15 protein-coding genes are annotated in these 13,795 nt (G+C 69.1%); 6 read left to right on the forward strand and 9 right to left on the reverse strand.

Annotation, left to right across the window (positions count from 1 at the left end; genetic code table 11):
* Positions 1-294 precede the first annotated feature (294 nt).
* The gene (locus AC2ITM_RS05785; RefSeq protein ID WP_486468873.1) at positions 295-1,281 is read right to left on the reverse strand and encodes a Hint domain-containing protein; all 987 of its coding nucleotides are present in this window, start codon (positions 1,279-1,281) and stop codon (positions 295-297) included.
* A 116-nt stretch (positions 1,282-1,397) separates the two neighbouring features.
* Here AC2ITM_RS05785 and AC2ITM_RS05790 point away from each other — a divergent pair, with 116 nt between their 5' ends.
* From AC2ITM_RS05790 to AC2ITM_RS05815, 6 genes are all read left to right on the forward strand, one after another.
* Positions 1,398-2,177 carry an SDR family oxidoreductase gene (locus tag AC2ITM_RS05790; RefSeq protein ID WP_486468874.1) on the forward strand — a complete coding sequence of 260 codons (780 nt, stop codon included), beginning with the start codon at positions 1,398-1,400 and terminating at the stop codon, positions 2,175-2,177.
* A 57-nt stretch (positions 2,178-2,234) separates the two neighbouring features.
* A complete protein-coding gene (locus AC2ITM_RS05795; protein WP_486468875.1) occupies positions 2,235-4,061 on the forward strand; it encodes a hypothetical protein in 1,827 nt (608 codons plus the stop codon).
* Positions 4,062-4,239: 178 nt separating this feature from the next.
* Positions 4,240-4,455 carry a twin-arginine translocase TatA/TatE family subunit gene (gene tatA / locus AC2ITM_RS05800; protein WP_486468876.1) on the forward strand — a complete coding sequence of 72 codons (216 nt, stop codon included), beginning with the start codon at positions 4,240-4,242 and terminating at the stop codon, positions 4,453-4,455.
* Positions 4,456-4,461: 6 nt separating this feature from the next.
* Positions 4,462-5,067, forward strand: a complete 606-nt coding sequence (tatB, locus tag AC2ITM_RS05805) for a Sec-independent protein translocase protein TatB (RefSeq protein ID WP_486468877.1) — start codon at positions 4,462-4,464, stop codon at positions 5,065-5,067.
* Positions 5,068-5,069: 2 nt separating this feature from the next.
* Positions 5,070-5,948 carry a twin-arginine translocase subunit TatC gene (tatC, locus tag AC2ITM_RS05810; RefSeq protein WP_486468878.1) on the forward strand — a complete coding sequence of 293 codons (879 nt, stop codon included), beginning with the start codon at positions 5,070-5,072 and terminating at the stop codon, positions 5,946-5,948.
* Positions 5,945-6,784: an ATP-binding protein gene (locus AC2ITM_RS05815; RefSeq protein ID WP_486468879.1), complete on the forward strand. Its 840-nt coding sequence runs from the start codon at positions 5,945-5,947 to the stop codon at positions 6,782-6,784. Before tatC ends, AC2ITM_RS05815 begins: the two co-directional genes overlap by 4 nt.
* Positions 6,785-6,934: 150 nt before the next feature.
* Here the strand turns inward: AC2ITM_RS05815 and AC2ITM_RS05820 are convergent, their stop codons facing one another.
* The 8 genes from AC2ITM_RS05820 to purF form a co-directional block, all read right to left on the reverse strand.
* The gene (locus AC2ITM_RS05820) at positions 6,935-8,200 is read right to left on the reverse strand and encodes a peptidoglycan DD-metalloendopeptidase family protein (protein ID WP_486468880.1); all 1,266 of its coding nucleotides are present in this window, start codon (positions 8,198-8,200) and stop codon (positions 6,935-6,937) included.
* A gap of 67 nt (positions 8,201-8,267) precedes the next feature.
* Complete coding sequence (locus tag AC2ITM_RS05825; RefSeq protein WP_486468881.1) at positions 8,268-8,924, reverse strand: protein-L-isoaspartate(D-aspartate) O-methyltransferase; 657 nt, start codon at positions 8,922-8,924, stop codon at positions 8,268-8,270.
* Between the two features lie 101 nt (positions 8,925-9,025).
* Complete coding sequence (gene surE, locus AC2ITM_RS05830) at positions 9,026-9,811, reverse strand: 5'/3'-nucleotidase SurE (protein WP_486468882.1); 786 nt, start codon at positions 9,809-9,811, stop codon at positions 9,026-9,028.
* A 96-nt stretch (positions 9,812-9,907) separates the two neighbouring features.
* Positions 9,908-10,570 carry an SDR family NAD(P)-dependent oxidoreductase gene (locus AC2ITM_RS05835; protein ID WP_486468883.1) on the reverse strand — a complete coding sequence of 221 codons (663 nt, stop codon included), beginning with the start codon at positions 10,568-10,570 and terminating at the stop codon, positions 9,908-9,910.
* 31 nt (positions 10,571-10,601) lie between these two features.
* Positions 10,602-11,030: an iron chaperone gene (locus AC2ITM_RS05840; RefSeq protein ID WP_486468884.1), complete on the reverse strand. Its 429-nt coding sequence runs from the start codon at positions 11,028-11,030 to the stop codon at positions 10,602-10,604.
* Between the two features lie 39 nt (positions 11,031-11,069).
* Positions 11,070-11,339: a hypothetical protein gene (locus AC2ITM_RS05845; RefSeq protein ID WP_486468885.1), complete on the reverse strand. Its 270-nt coding sequence runs from the start codon at positions 11,337-11,339 to the stop codon at positions 11,070-11,072.
* A gap of 132 nt (positions 11,340-11,471) precedes the next feature.
* On the reverse strand, positions 11,472-12,023 hold the full coding sequence (locus AC2ITM_RS05850; protein ID WP_486468886.1) for a DUF2199 domain-containing protein: 552 nt from the start codon (positions 12,021-12,023) through the stop codon (positions 11,472-11,474).
* Between the two features lie 83 nt (positions 12,024-12,106).
* On the reverse strand, positions 12,107-13,600 hold the full coding sequence (gene purF / locus AC2ITM_RS05855; protein ID WP_486468887.1) for an amidophosphoribosyltransferase: 1,494 nt from the start codon (positions 13,598-13,600) through the stop codon (positions 12,107-12,109).
* Positions 13,601-13,795: the final 195 nt, after the last annotated feature.

A 13,795-nucleotide genomic window follows, 5' to 3' on the forward strand; every position in this document is an offset into this window, starting at 1 on the left:
GGGATGCGCCGCCACACGCCGCCGCCCCCGGGGCGGTGACTGGCGCGTTGATCCAGGACAGCCGTCAGGGTGGCTGTCGTTGCAGGGGGCGCTGCCCCCACGGGCCTGCGGCCCGTTCCCCCGAGGTATTTGGAACAAGAAAATGAAGGGGTATTTTCGAATTCATCTTTCTAAAAATATGGATGGTGCACCGGTGGCCGGAGGCTGGCGCGCAGATCCTTTCATCTTTCCATAAATATGCATCTTGCTGCCGCATCCGCAGGCGGTCCGCCCCGGGGCGAGGGTGATCCGTTTTCAGGCGCGGCGCAGCAGATCGAGGGTCCCGGGGCGGCGGAGATCTTCGCCCAACAGTTCGAAATGGCGATGCGGCGCGGGGGCGTGGCCGGGCAGATCGGCCAGCGCTTCGGGAAGGGCCGGCCGACTGCGGGCGTCGAGCAGCAAGGATTCCGCCGCAATGCCTTCGGCGTAGATGATCTGGTGGCTGTCGAACAGCAGCTGATAGTAGTCGATGTAGCCGCCCTCGGCGCGGATGACGTTCTCGCCATCGACGAGGTGGCGGGCGCGGACCAGGAGTTCCTTGCGGCCGACGCCAAGGCGGTCTTCACGCTGGTAGAAGAACAGCCGGTGCTCGGGCGACAGCCACAGGTCGGCCGTGTTGGCCAGCACGCCCGCGCGGATCAGCACCGGGGCCATGGCGCCGGTGGCGCGCTGCAGGTTGTGGCCGATCCAGCGCACCGCCTGGGCGCCGGCGTCGCGGGTCAGCACCCGGTCTCCGGGTCCGAGGTTTTCGATGGGGACCTGGGCGCCCGAGGCCAGGGTGATCCGCGTGCCCCTGGCGAAGGACACGCAGCCCAGCTGCGCGAAATGCCGGGCCGCACCTTCGGTGTCGATGCCCACCAGCCTCAGGTCCCGGCCCTGGGCCAGATCCCCCAGAGGCAGCGCATAGATCGCGGCCGCGTTGCCTGCGGGGTCGAGCTCGACCAGAACGAGGACCTCGGCGATGGCGGCATCGGGGCTCATGAAGGTCAGCAGGCTGTCGAGGACCAGCCGGGCGCCGGGGGTGCCCCGATCCGATCCTTCCGCCAGTTCCAGCTGGCCGTCGTCATCGGCGCGCACCATCAGCCGCAGCCGCTCGGCCATGCCGCGACGATAGAGGTCGTCCGGCACCAGTTCGGCCGCGAAGGAGAGGGCGTCGCCCTCGTTCACGCCCTGCACGACCTCAAGGGCCGAGGCCGGCAGAACCGCGATGGCGCTGACCTGCATGTTGGTGCTCTTGTGCATCTGGCCTCGGAATGCTCTTTTCGCGCGGGATATGGGGGCTCAGCATGGACCGGCGGCGGTTAAGTCCGCGTTACGGCGGCTGCGGCCCCTGCGATGCAAGGAAAAAGGAGACCCCGATGGATCTGGGAATCAAGGGCAAGCGGGCGCTGGTGACGGCCTCGTCCAAGGGGCTGGGCCGCGGCTGCGCCGAGGCGCTGGCCGAGGCGGGCGTGAACCTGGTGCTGAATGCCCGCGGGGCCGAGGCGCTGGAGGCCACGGCGGCCGCGATCCGCGACACCTACGGCGTCGAGGTCACGGCGGTGGCGGCCGACATCGTCAGCGAAGAGGGCCGCGCCCGGGTGCTGGAGGCCGCGGGCCAGGTCGACATCCTGGTCACCAATGCCGGCGGCCCGCCCCCCGGCATGTGGACCGACTGGGAGCGCGAGGATTTCCTGAAGGCGCTCGATGCGAACATGCTGACGCCGATCGCGCTGATGAAGGCGCAGCTGCCGGGGATGATCGCGCAGGGCTGGGGCCGGGTGGTCAACATCACCTCGCAATCCGTGAAATCGCCCATCGGGGTGCTGGGGCTGTCGAATTCGGCCCGCGCCGGTCTGACGGGCTATGTCGCGGGCACCGCGCGCCAGGTGGCGCCCCATGGCGTGGTGATCAACAACCTGCTGCCGGGCATTCACGACACCGACCGGGCGTTCTCGCTCGATACCGGGGTGGCGAAGCAGAAGGGCATCACGCTGGAGGAGGCCCGCGCCGCGCGCGAGGCCAGCATTCCGACGCATACCTATGGCACGGCCCGGGGCTTTGGCCAGACCTGCGCCTTCATGTGCTCTCAGCATGCGGCCTTCATGGTCGGGCAGAACGTGCTGCTGGACGGCGGCGCCTTCCAGAGCACCCTGTAACCGCCTGCCGCGCGAGGCCCCGAGGCCTCGCGTTTCCCGCCGGCGCGAGAGGTCCCGATGCCCGCGATCCGTTTCGCCCTGCGTGCGGCGCTGCAACTGGCGCTGCTGGTCCTGATGCTGTGGCTGCTGCCGGGGCTGCCGGTCTGGGGGCTGGTGCTGGCGGTGCCGCTGCTGGCGCTTGGGCCCGCGCAGGCGGCGGGTGCGATGCTGGCGCTGCGGCGGGCGCACCGGCTGGACCGGCTGGATCCCGGCGGCCGGCTGCACCGGCTGGGGGCGGGGATCAGCCTGCGGGTGCTGCTGTCGCTGGGTGCCGCCATGGCGCTGGTGACGCTGGCGCTGCCGCAGGTGATGCTGTTCCGGCCGCTCGACTGGGGGCTGTTCCTGCTGGCCTTTCCGCTGCTGTGGCTGTTGCGTGCCCTCTTTGCCCGGATGTTGGGGCCGGAGCTGGCCGCACCCTTCCGCACCGCGCTGCCGATCGTCTGGGCCGGGCTGGTGACGGGGCTGTTGCTGGTGCTGCTGCCGCTGGTGCTGCATCTGGCGGGGCTGGCGGCGGCGCCCTTCGTCACCTCGGGCCAGCTGGGGCAGGTCGCGGGCGCCCCGGTGCGCAGCGCCGCGCTGGAGCAGATGCTGTCCGCCGCGCGCCTGGCCGAGAATATCCGCGGCTACGTGCTGGGCCAGGTCGAGGGGCAGGGCGGCAACCGGTTGCTGGGCGCGCTGCTGGCCTATGGGCTGGGCGGCGGCGCGGTGGCGGGGCTGGCGGTCGCGATGGCGGTGGCGGCGGCCCTGCCGCGCGATCTGGCGGCGCGCGCCCTGCGGCGTGCCGCGCTGCGCGATCCGGCGGCCCCCCGCGCCTCTGAAACTGCCCTGCTGGCGGCCCTGCTGACGGTGCTGCTGGGTTTCCTGTGGCTGCCGCTGATGGCGGTCTGCGATGCGCGGCTGGCGCAGATCTCGGCCCCAGATCGGCCGGTGCCGGTCGCGGCCCGCGACCTGCAGCTGATCGTCCTGCAGGTCGAGCAGATCGGCGCCGATTACTATGCCCCCGGCACCATCGCCGCGTTGCAGGCCGCGGCGCGTGCCGATCTGGACCGCGCCAGCGCCGCGCAGCGCCAGGCCTTGCAGGTCGCTATCGACAGCGCGGCCGCGGCGATGACCGCCAATGTCGATCCGTTCCTGGATCGCTACTACAGCCTGCCCGCCGATTACGCCCGGCTGGGGCTGATGCTGATGGGCCGGCTGGAGGGCAGCCTGGGTCGTCAGCTGACGCAGGCGTTGCAGCAGGGCGATCCGACCGCACCGCTGGAACAGCTTCTGGCGCAGGCCGATCCCGACGCGATCCTGCAGGGGCAGGCCGCCGCGCGGCTGGCGCAATACCGCGCGCTGATGGCCGCCCATCGCCTGACCCCGCCCGAAGGCGCCACGCTGGAGCTGACGCAAAGCTGCACCGCCGCGCCCTGCCTGGACCTGGCGGCCCTCGCCCGCGCCCGGACCGAGGGCCTTTCGGCGCGTCTGGCGCTGAGCGGCGGGGCGGGCGGCGCGGCCGGTCTGGTCGCGGGGCTGGTGGTGAAAAAGCTGGTCGCCAAGGGTGTGCTTAAAATTGCGGCAAAGGCGGTGGTCAAGGTGGTGACGTCGAAATCGGCCTCGGGGCTGGGGGGGGCTGCGGCCGGGGGCGCGGCGGGGGCTGCGGCAGGCAGCGTGGTGCCGGGCCTGGGGACGGCGATCGGCGGCGCCCTGGGCATGGCCGTGGGCGCAGGCGTCGGGATCGGCACGGATTACCTGCTGCTGAAGCTGGAAGAGGTGCAGGACCGTGCCGCCTTCCGGGCCCAGATCACCGGCGCCATCGACGCCTGGGCCGCCGACACCCGCGCCCTGCTGACCACCCCCTGATCCCGCTGCCGCGCCCCTAAGGCGCAGGCTGTCAAGCGGCCTTACGCCCATCGGTTGATCAAAAAATCGGGGGGCCGGTGCTTTGGTCCTTTTCCACGGGGCAGCGAGCCTTTAGATACGCATTGACTTGAAGAGGTGGGCTTTGGGAACGGACCCACCGTTGCAGGAGAGAGCTGCTATGCTGAACAACATCGGTCCGATGGGCCTTCTTCTGATCGCTGTCGTGGTCCTCGTCCTGTTCGGACGCGGCAAGATCTCGAACCTGATGGGCGAGGTCGGCAAGGGCATCACCGCCTTCAAGAAGGGCGTGAACGACGGCGAGAAGGAACTCGAGGACGACAAGGCCGCGAAAGCGCGCGACGTCAGCCCGGAAGAGACCAAGGACAAGGTCTGATCTCCCATGTTCGGTATGGGGTGGACGGAGATCCTGCTGATCGGGATCGTGGCCTTGATCGTGGTCGGGCCCAAGGAACTGCCGAACCTGTTCCGCACTGTCGGACAGTTCGTCGGCAAGGCACGCGGCATGGCGCGGGAATTCACCCGCGCGATGGAGGACGCGGCTGACCAGTCGGGCATGAAAGAGACCAACCAGATGCTCAAGGGCCTGTCGAACCCGAAGAAATTCGGGCTCGACAAGGTGCGCGAGGCCGCTGACACCCTGACCCGGCCGATGACATCCGCGACGACGACGCCGCCCGCGTCCACGATGACGCCCGAGCGCGAAGAGGCCGCCCGCAAGATCCAGGAGGCCACCGCCAAGGCCGCCGAGGATCGCCTGGCCGCCGATGCCGAGGCCGCCGCGGACGAGGTCGAATATGCCCTCTCCGTGCCCGACGTGGTGCTGCCGCCGAAACGCGCCGTGGACGCCGCGCCTGCGCCCACGCCCGCCGCCGCCCCGGCGCTGCGCCGCACCGCCGCGCAGCTCGCGAGCGGCGGACGCCCGGCGCGTCTGCCCGCCCGTGGCCGCGCCGCCCGCTCCAGCCGGCTGCCCAGCAGGAAGAACTGAGAATGAACGAGACGGACGAGCTGGAGGACAGCTCCGCCCCCCTGATCGAACACCTGGCCGAGCTGCGCACGCGGCTGATCCACTGCATCGCCGCCTTCATGGTCGGCATGCTGATCTGCTTCACGGTCTGGAACCCGATCTTCAACTTCCTGACCGAACCGCTGTGCACCGCGCGCAGCGCCATGGGCGAGGATTGCGGCCTGATCCTGATCAAGCTGCAGGAAGGCTTCTTCGTCGCCGTCTCGATCTCGATGCTGGGGGGGCTGGTGCTGTCGTTCCCCTACATCTCCTACCAGATGTGGCGCTTCGTGGCGCCGGGTCTCTACAAGTCGGAAAAGAACGCCTTCCTGCCCTTCATGATCGCCTCGCCGTTCATGTTCATCCTGGGTGCGGCCTTCGCCTTCTACGTCATCACCCCGATGGCCTTCGACTTCTTCCTGGGCTTCCAGCAGCCCGGCACCCTGACCGGGGACGTGCCGGTCGACCACAAGGTCGCCTCGATCGCCTTCCAGGGCTCGGCTCAGGCCTATCTGTCGCTGACCATCAAGTTCATCGTGGCCTTCGGCCTGTGCTTCCAGCTGCCGGTGCTGCTGACGCTGATGGGCAAGGCCGGGCTGGTGACGGCCGAGGGCCTGGCGGCCGTGCGCAAATATGCCGTGGTGGCGATCCTGATCCTGGCCGCGGTGGTGACACCGCCGGATGTCGTCAGCCAGATCATCCTCTTCGTCGTGGTCTACGGCCTCTACGAGGTCTCGATCTGGCTGGTGCGCCGGGTTGATCGCCAGCGCGAGGCGCAACTGCGCGCCGAAGGCTATTACGATGACGAGGACGAGGAAAAGGGCGCCGCGCCCGCAAAGACCCCCGCAAAGACCGACGAATGACCCAAGCTCTGACCCGCATCGCCGCCGCCCTTGAACGCATGGCGCCCGCGCCCCTGGATGCGCCCGATTTCGACAGCGCCCAGGCCTTCGTCTGGCAGACCGGCCCGGAACGGCTGACCCCGATCACGAAGGTCAGCCGGGTCGACGTCGGCCTGCTGGTGGGGGTGGACCGCGCGCGCGATACGCTGCTGGCCAACACGCTGCAATTCGCCCGCGGCCACGGCGCCAACAACGCGCTTCTGTGGGGCGCCCGCGGCATGGGGAAATCCTCGCTGGTCAAGGCGATCCACGCCGAGGTCCTGCGCCAGGGCCTGCCCCTCAAGATCGTCGAGCTTCAGCGCGAGGACCTGCCCACCGTGGCGCGCCTCATGCAGCTTCTGGGCGCCAGCCAGCACCGCTTCCTGCTGTTCTGCGACGACCTGTCGTTCAGCCATGATGACCAGCACTACAAGTCCCTGAAGGCGGTCCTCGACGGCGGCATTGCCGGGCGGCCCGACAACGTGCTGTTCTACGCCACCTCGAACCGGCGCCACCTGATGCCCCGCGACATGATCGAGAACGAACGCTCCTCCGCCATCAACCCCGCCGAGGCGGTCGAGGAAAAGGTCTCGCTCTCGGATCGCTTCGGCCTCTGGCTGGGCTTCCACCCCTGTTCGCAGGACGACTACCTGGCGATGATCGACGGCTACTGCGCCGCCCATGGCCTGGTGATCGACCCCGACACCCTGCGCGCCGAGGCGATCGAATGGCAGGCCACGCGCGGTTCCCGCTCGGGCCGCGTCGCCTGGCAGTTCTTCACCGATCTGGCGGGGCGCCACGGCGTGGCCCTGGCCTGACCACCGCGGCAGTGCAACAAGAAAGGCCGGTGCCCCAGGGGCCCCGGCCTTTGTCTTTTCGGTTCCCTGTCATCTGGCCACAAATACTCCGGGGTGAATTGGGGGCCCGCAGGGCCCGCAAGAGGGGCAGCGCCCCTCCTGCGGCCGATCTCACTGCGACAGGTATTGCATCGGATCGACCGTCTCCAGGCCCTTCCTGACCTCGAAATGCAGGAACGGCGTGCCACCCGAAGCCACATCGGCGATCTGCTGGCCGCGCTCGACCTTCTCGCCCTTGCTGACCACGATGTTCGCGACGTTCGAATAAAGCGTCAGCAGCGTGCCGGTATGCTTGATGACGATGACGCTCTGGTTGTCGGTATCCTGCAGGATGGCCGCCACGGTGCCACCGGCGGCCGCCTTGACGGGCGATCCGGCATCCGCCGACAGGTCGATGCCGTCGCTCTTGCCCTTCTGATAGGCGCGGATGATGCTGCCCCGCACCGGATAGCCCATCTGCGCGGCCGAGGGCGCCTGTTCCTTTGACAGATCCGGCACGGCGGCGGCGGCGGTCTTCTTCTCGGCCTTGGTGGGCGGCGCGCTGATCGCCTCGGGCTTGTCCTTCGGCAGCGGCTGCGCGGCCGAGGGCGGCGCCGGGGTGGGCGAGGGCCGGCCCGGTGGCGTGGTGCTGCTGGCGGCCAGTCCGGCCTGGGCGCGGGCGGTGCTGCTTTCGCTTTGCTGGTTGACCAGCGGGATCAGCAGGTACTGTCCGTCACGGATGGTGAAATTGCTGTCCAGCCCGTTCCAGTCCGCCAGCGAACGCACCGACACGCCATAGAGGCGGGCAATGGAATAGGCGGTCTCGCCGCGCTGGACCTTGTGGCGGATCGGCTCGTGGCCGACCTGAACGGCGGCTTTGCCGGGGCTGGCAGGTGGCAGCGTGGTGACCGAGACCTCGTTGTCGGCGGCGCGGTTGATCGCATCCCCCGCCATCGTCGCCAGGCTCGAATCATCCGGCGAGATGATCGGCCCGGATGCGGGCGCGCCGGTGGCGGGCGAGGGCTCCATCACCCGGCCCGGCAGCGACAGCACCTCGCCTTCGCGCAGTGTGTCGCCGGGCTGCAGCCCGTTGAAGGCCGCCAGCCGCTGTGGATCCATCGCGATGCGCTGCGCGATCGAGGCGACGCTGTCGCCGCGCCGGGCCACCGCCACCTGGTAGTTCGGATAAGAGATGATGCCGCGGTTGTCGGGCATCGGGCGCTGCGCGGTCACCGCGCGGGCCGCATCGGCGGTCGAGAACTGCCCGAAACCGCCCCTCAGGTCGGTGTCGATATTGCCGCAGGCGGCAAGGCTGGCCAGCAGGCTGGCGCCCAGCAGCATCTGTACGCGGGGGCGCGGCTTCGGGGCCGCGGGCCGCGCTCTCGTCATCTCGGTCATCTGTTCGATCCTCATCCGCAAGTGGCCGCGGTCTGGGCACGGCACGCCCGGTCTGGTGCCGGGGTTGTCAGCTCTCCCGCCCCATGCCTTCGAGCAGTGGCACGAAACGCACGGGACAGAGCTCGTCATATTCAAGTCCGGTTTCGGTCTTGTGCACCCGGATCAGGTGCTGGACGGTATCGGACTGCCCGACGGGCAGCACCATGATACCGCCGGTCTTCAGCTGCGCCAAGAGCGGCCCCGGAGGGTCTTCTGCCGCAGCCGTCACGAGGATGCGATCAAAAGGCGCCTGTTCCGGTAACCCGAAGGATCCGTCGGCTGCAAAGGTGGTGACGTTGGAATAGCCTTCCGCATCCAGCACCGCGCGGGCTTCGCGCACCAGTTCGCGGTGGCGGTCCATGGTGTAGACGCGGCGCGCAAGCTGGCTCAGGACGGCGGCCTGGTAGCCCGATCCGGTGCCGATCTCCAGCACCTTGTCGCGCGGCTGGACCTCCAGCGCCTGGGTCATCAGCCCGACGATCGAGGGCTGGGAAATCGTCTGCCCGCAGGCGATCGGCAGCGGCGTGTCCTCATAGGCGCGCTCCGAGAACAGGCCCTTGATGAAGGCGCCCCGGTCGACGCGCTCCATGGCGTCCAGCACACGGCTATCGGTCACCCCCGCGCTGCGCAGGGCATAAAGGAACTGCATCTTGCGTTCCGCGAGGGTCACGTCGTCGCTGTTCATCAGGCCTTTGCAAGATCCGGGAACGGGGAAGGGCGGCGGGTCATCCCCGGCAGGATTGCGCAATCCATGCCGCTAGGGAAGGGGGCAAACGGTGCCGGGGCCTATTCCAGCCCTTTCAGACCGGCAAGCAGGTCATGGGCGGTCAGATCCGCCCGCATCGGCGTCACCGAGATGTAGTTCTCAAGGTTCGCGGCCACGTCCGAACCGGGCAGGGCGGCCGATTGCTGGTTGCCGCTGCGCGCCCACAGGAAGCGCCGCCCCGAGGGCACCACCTGCGGCGAGACGGCAAAGCTGAAATCGGTGCGCAGGCCCTGCGGCGTGACCTTGCGGCCCTTGACGGCCGCCGCCGGGCAGGCCGGGAAGTTGACGTTGTAGAAGGTGGTGTATTCGGTGTCGCCCGCCGGGCGGTGCAGCGCCAGGATCTCTTTGACCAGGGCCGCGCCATGGGCGGCGGCGGCTTCGAACGGGTCGGCCAGATCGCGGTTGCCGTCGCCGAAATACTGCGACAGGGCGATGGCCGGCAGGCCCTGCAGCGCGCCTTCCATGGCGCCGCCCAGGGTGCCGGAATAGACCGCGTTCTCGCCCGAGTTGTTGCCGCGGTTCACCCCCGACAGGATCAGGTCGATCTGCTGGCCGGCCAGCACGTCATGCACCCCCGCCAGCACGCAATCCGCCGGAGACCCCTCGGCCGCGAAGCGGCGCGGGCCCATCTGCGAGATCATCGTGGGATGGGTGTAGGAAATGCAATGCGCCACGCCCGATTGTTCGAAGGCGGGGGCGACCACCCAGACCTCGCCCTCGGGGCCGGCAACCTGGGCTGCGATGGCCTCCAGGGTGGCAAGGCCCGGGGCGTTGATGCCGTCGTCATTGGTCAGCAGAATGCGCATGGAAATGTCCTTCGAACTGTCCCCCCCTGCATAGGCGAGGCGTCCCGATGGGGCAAGGCGCCCGCCCTGCGGGGCAGGCTTCCGCAACGGCAGGGGTCAGCCCAGGCTTGCCAGCAGCCGCTGCGCCTCGTCCTGAACGGGTGTCAGGGCGGCGCGGTCCTCGCCGGGGTGGAAGCGGGCGCGGGTGGCGGTGGGCATCGGGCGCGGCGACAGGATATGCACCTTCGGCCCCGTGCGCACCGTTTCCGCCGCCCAGGACCGCACCATGGCGATCTGCGCGGCCTTCGTCGCCCCGTAAGAGCTGGCGAATTTCGCCCCCGTCATGTCGTCATCGGCAAAGAACAGCGCCTGGCCGTGGCGGCCCAGCAGCGGCGCCACATAGGGCACCAGATGGCCCATGGCGGTGACATTGGTGGCCACCGATTTGCCCCAGTCCTTGGCATCGACATGGGCGGCGGGCGTCAGCGGCGCCACATGCACCGCCGTATGGATCCACAGCCGGATGCCGCCCCAGCGGTCATGGATCGAACGGCACAGCTGCGCCATCGCCTCGGGGAGGGTGATGTCCATGGGGGCCAGCGTCGCGCTGCCGCCCCGGGCGCGCAGGCGGTCGTCCAGTTCCTCAAGGCCGCCGACGGTGCGGGCGACGGCCACGATGTGATGATCCTGCGCCAGTTCCAGCGCCAGCGCGGCCCCCAGGCCGCGGGAGGCGCCGGTGATCAGCGCAACGGGGCGGGTCGTCAGGTCTTGATCGCTCATGCGTCGGGTGTGCGGCCTTTTCAGGGACCGGTCAAGCGTCGCTCCAGCCTGGCAGGTGGTCGCTTTGCCGCAGGGGCTGGGTGCGCTTGCGACGCCGGGCGTACAGGTTGCGGATCTGCCCCAGCCGGGTTTCCAGCATGCGGTTCAGGATCGCGTCGGGCAGCCGTTGCCCGGCCTGGAAATGCAGCGCGCCCATGCTGTGCGGCCAGCCCTCCAGCACGTCCTCGATCTCGGGGAAGACCGAGAGCGAGAAGGGATAGAGCGCCATGTGCCCCGTCCAGGAGGCAAAGCCTGCCACGAAATGGCCTCCGGCGATCTGGAAGGCGGGAAAGCGGTGGGCCGACATGACCTCGGCCGCGCCGGGCAGGCGGTCGCGCAGGCGCATCCTCAGGTCCCCCAGGGCCTGTCGGTGGTCGATCGGGCAGGCCGCAAGATAAACGTCATGGGGAGACTCGCTCATGCCCGCAGCATGGGGGCTGCGGCGGGCGCCGTCCAGCGTTCAGGTGCCCGCGATGGCAAGAACCTGTTCGTCGCCGCCCCGCGCCAGCCGGATCTGCCCGGTGGTGATGGCGGTGACGCGGTAGCCCTCCAGCGTGTCGCCGGGGCCAACGCGAGAGATATCGCCCCGCCCGCTGCGCACCAGCGCCGAGGCGCCCTGCGCATTGACCCGCGTCCCCAGCAACGTCAGCCCGTTCAGCGGCATCGCGTCGGACTGGGTCGCCTGCTGGGCCACGATGGCGGGGGTGGGGGTGGTGCGGTGTTCGGTCATGGGGCGGGCGCTCCTGCGGGTGGCAAGGGCGCGTGATGCCATGAAAGCGGCCCCCGCGACAGGGGGCGCACGCAGCCGTGAAGGCCGATGGGCAGCCGCCCGCCGGTCAGGGTCGGCGGACGTGCGGGGCGTTCAACCCAGATGCGGGCGGATGTCGTCGCCGGCTTCGGCATAAAGGTCCAGCAGATCGTCGAAGGGCAGGCCGTCGGCGCAGGCCTGGGCCAGCGCGCCGCCCGCGGGCGCGAACCGCGGCCGCTCGCCGTCCTCGCCGCCCGACAGGGTGCCGGTGATGCCGCCGCCGAAGCCCGGCAGCGCATTCGCCAGCCGCGCCTTGCAGCCCGCAAAGGCCGCCCCGGTGTCGAGGCTGTCGAGGAAGGTGTAGAAGTCATCCGGCGCGATCTCGACCCAGGGGGCGAACCAGAAGACCTCGTCCTCGGTGCCGCGCAGCACCAGCGGGATGACGCAGCGCAGGAACCGCTTGTCGTCCATCCGGCACAGCTCGGAGGACAGGCGGTGCTGGCCGACCTCGATCACCTCGTCGCCCTCGGGGGTGGCATGGGGCCAGGCATCGGGGGCCTCGAAACCCAGGTCGTAGACCCCGGTGAAGCGCCGCCCGTCAATCGGGCTGCGGTAGTCGGGGTCGGTGAAACGGCGCCAGCGCGCGTCCAGTTGCAGCAGGTTCATCGGTCATCTTCCCTTCGGCGGATGTGCAAACGCCAGCCCGAGGGGGGCTGGCGTGTCAAGTCGTTTGGGCCTGAAGGCCGGGCTTATTCCGCCGCTTTCAGCTGGAAGCCCTTTTCGATCATGTCGCTGGGTGCCACCGGATATTCCCCCGAGAAGCACGCATCGCAATACTGCGGGCAGGATTTCGAGCGCCCGTCGGCCTCGCCCACGGCGCGGTACAGCCCGTCGAGCGAGATGAACTTGAGGCTGTCGACCTGCAGGTAGTCGCGCATCTCGTCCTCGGACATGTTGGCGGCCAGCAGCTTTTCGCGCTGCGGCGTGTCGACGCCGTAGAAGCAGGGCCAGGCGGTCGGCGGAGAGGCGATGCGGAAGTGCACCTCGGCCGCGCCCGCGTCCAGGATCATCTGCTTGATCTTGCGCGAGGTCGTGCCCCGCACGACCGAGTCGTCGACCAGGATGACGCGCTTGCCGCGAATGAGGGCGCGGTTGACGTTCAGCTTCAGCCGCACGCCCATGTTGCGGATCTGCTCGGTCGGCTCGATGAAGGTGCGGCCCATGTACTGGTTGCGGGTGATCCCAAGCGCGAAGGGAATGCCGCTTTCCTGGCTGAAACCGATGGCCGCGGGCGTGCCGCTGTCGGGGACGGGGCAGACCAGATCGGCCTCCACGGGCGCCTCGCGGGCCAGTTCCACACCGATCTGGCGGCGGCTTTCATAGACCGACCGCCCGCCGATGATGCTGTCGGGCCGCGAGAAATAGACATGTTCGAAGATGCAGAACTTGGACGGCTGCTGGCGGAACGGGAAGCTGCTTTCGACGCCCTTGTCCGAGATCACGACCATCTCGCCCGGCTTGATCTCGCGGACGAATTCGGCGCCGATGATGTCAAGCGCGCAGGTTTCCGAGGACAGTACCCAGCCATCCGCGACCTTGCCCAGCACCAGCGGACGCACGCCCAGCGGGTCGCGCACCCCGATCAGCTTGGACCGGGTCATGGCGATGACCGAGAACGCGCCTTCGACACGGCGCAGCGCGTCTTCCAGGCGGTCGGCGATGCCCTTCTGCAGGGACCGCGCCATCAGGTGGATGATGCATTCCGAGTCGGAGGAGGACTGGAAGATCGAGCCGCGCTCGATCAGTTCCTTGCGCAGGGCCTCGGCATTGGTGATGTTGCCGTTATGCGCGATCGCCGCGCCGCCCATCGAGAATTCCCCGAAGAAGGGCTGCACGTCGCGGATCACCGCCGCCTTCGAGCCGGCGGTGGAGTAACGCACGTGGCCGATGGCGATCGGGCCCGGCAGGGTCTTCATGATGTCCTGCGACGTGAAGTTGTCGCGCACATAGCCAAAGCGGCGGGCCGAGTTGAAGCCGTGTTCGGGATGGTGGCAGACGATCCCGCCGGCTTCCTGGCCGCGGTGCTGCAGGGCATGCAGGCCAAGCGCGACGAAGTTGGCGGCATCGGTGACGCCGATCACGCCGAAAATGCCGCATTCCTCCTTCAGCTTGTCGTCATCGAAGGGGTGGGCAAGGAAACGCGGAGCGTCCTTGAGGGAGCGTGCGGGCGCGGCGCTGGTCATGTCGTGAGGGGCCTGACTTGGTTGCAGGGACGGCTGGTCTGGGTGCTGGCTGGGCAAGGGCGTTGCTCCGAATCCGGTCATGTCCGACGCGCATCTCATACGCGCATGGGCGGCAAGTGTCACGAAAGGATCACAAGAAAGCCAAAGCCGCGCTTTCCGCAGGAAGGCGGGGCGCGGCAGGTGCTGGTTTCCGTG

Source organism: Pseudooceanicola sp. NS-SX9 (assembly GCF_057380705.1).

What these genes read in the sequence shown, in the direction of transcription:
- tatC (WP_486468878.1), top strand. Translation starts at nt 5,070, where the DNA reads ATGAACGAGACGGACGAGCTGGAGGACAGCTCCGCCCCCCTGATCGAA.
- AC2ITM_RS05790 (WP_486468874.1), top strand. Translation starts at nt 1,398, where the DNA reads ATGGATCTGGGAATCAAGGGCAAGCGGGCGCTGGTGACGGCCTCGTCC.
- AC2ITM_RS05795 (WP_486468875.1), top strand. Translation starts at nt 2,235, where the DNA reads ATGCCCGCGATCCGTTTCGCCCTGCGTGCGGCGCTGCAACTGGCGCTG.
- tatB (WP_486468877.1), top strand. Translation starts at nt 4,462, where the DNA reads ATGTTCGGTATGGGGTGGACGGAGATCCTGCTGATCGGGATCGTGGCC.
- purF (WP_486468887.1), bottom strand. Translation starts at nt 13,600, where the DNA reads ATGACCAGCGCCGCGCCCGCACGCTCCCTCAAGGACGCTCCGCGTTTC.
- AC2ITM_RS05820 (WP_486468880.1), bottom strand. Translation starts at nt 8,200, where the DNA reads ATGACCGAGATGACGAGAGCGCGGCCCGCGGCCCCGAAGCCGCGCCCC.
- AC2ITM_RS05845 (WP_486468885.1), bottom strand. Translation starts at nt 11,339, where the DNA reads ATGACCGAACACCGCACCACCCCCACCCCCGCCATCGTGGCCCAGCAG.
- surE (WP_486468882.1), bottom strand. Translation starts at nt 9,811, where the DNA reads ATGCGCATTCTGCTGACCAATGACGACGGCATCAACGCCCCGGGCCTT.
- AC2ITM_RS05835 (WP_486468883.1), bottom strand. Translation starts at nt 10,570, where the DNA reads ATGAGCGATCAAGACCTGACGACCCGCCCCGTTGCGCTGATCACCGGC.
- AC2ITM_RS05850 (WP_486468886.1), bottom strand. Translation starts at nt 12,023, where the DNA reads ATGAACCTGCTGCAACTGGACGCGCGCTGGCGCCGTTTCACCGACCCC.
- AC2ITM_RS05840 (WP_486468884.1), bottom strand. Translation starts at nt 11,030, where the DNA reads ATGAGCGAGTCTCCCCATGACGTTTATCTTGCGGCCTGCCCGATCGAC.
- tatA (WP_486468876.1), top strand. Translation starts at nt 4,240, where the DNA reads ATGCTGAACAACATCGGTCCGATGGGCCTTCTTCTGATCGCTGTCGTG.
- AC2ITM_RS05785 (WP_486468873.1), bottom strand. Translation starts at nt 1,281, where the DNA reads ATGCACAAGAGCACCAACATGCAGGTCAGCGCCATCGCGGTTCTGCCG.
- AC2ITM_RS05815 (WP_486468879.1), top strand. Translation starts at nt 5,945, where the DNA reads ATGACCCAAGCTCTGACCCGCATCGCCGCCGCCCTTGAACGCATGGCG.
- AC2ITM_RS05825 (WP_486468881.1), bottom strand. Translation starts at nt 8,924, where the DNA reads ATGAACAGCGACGACGTGACCCTCGCGGAACGCAAGATGCAGTTCCTT.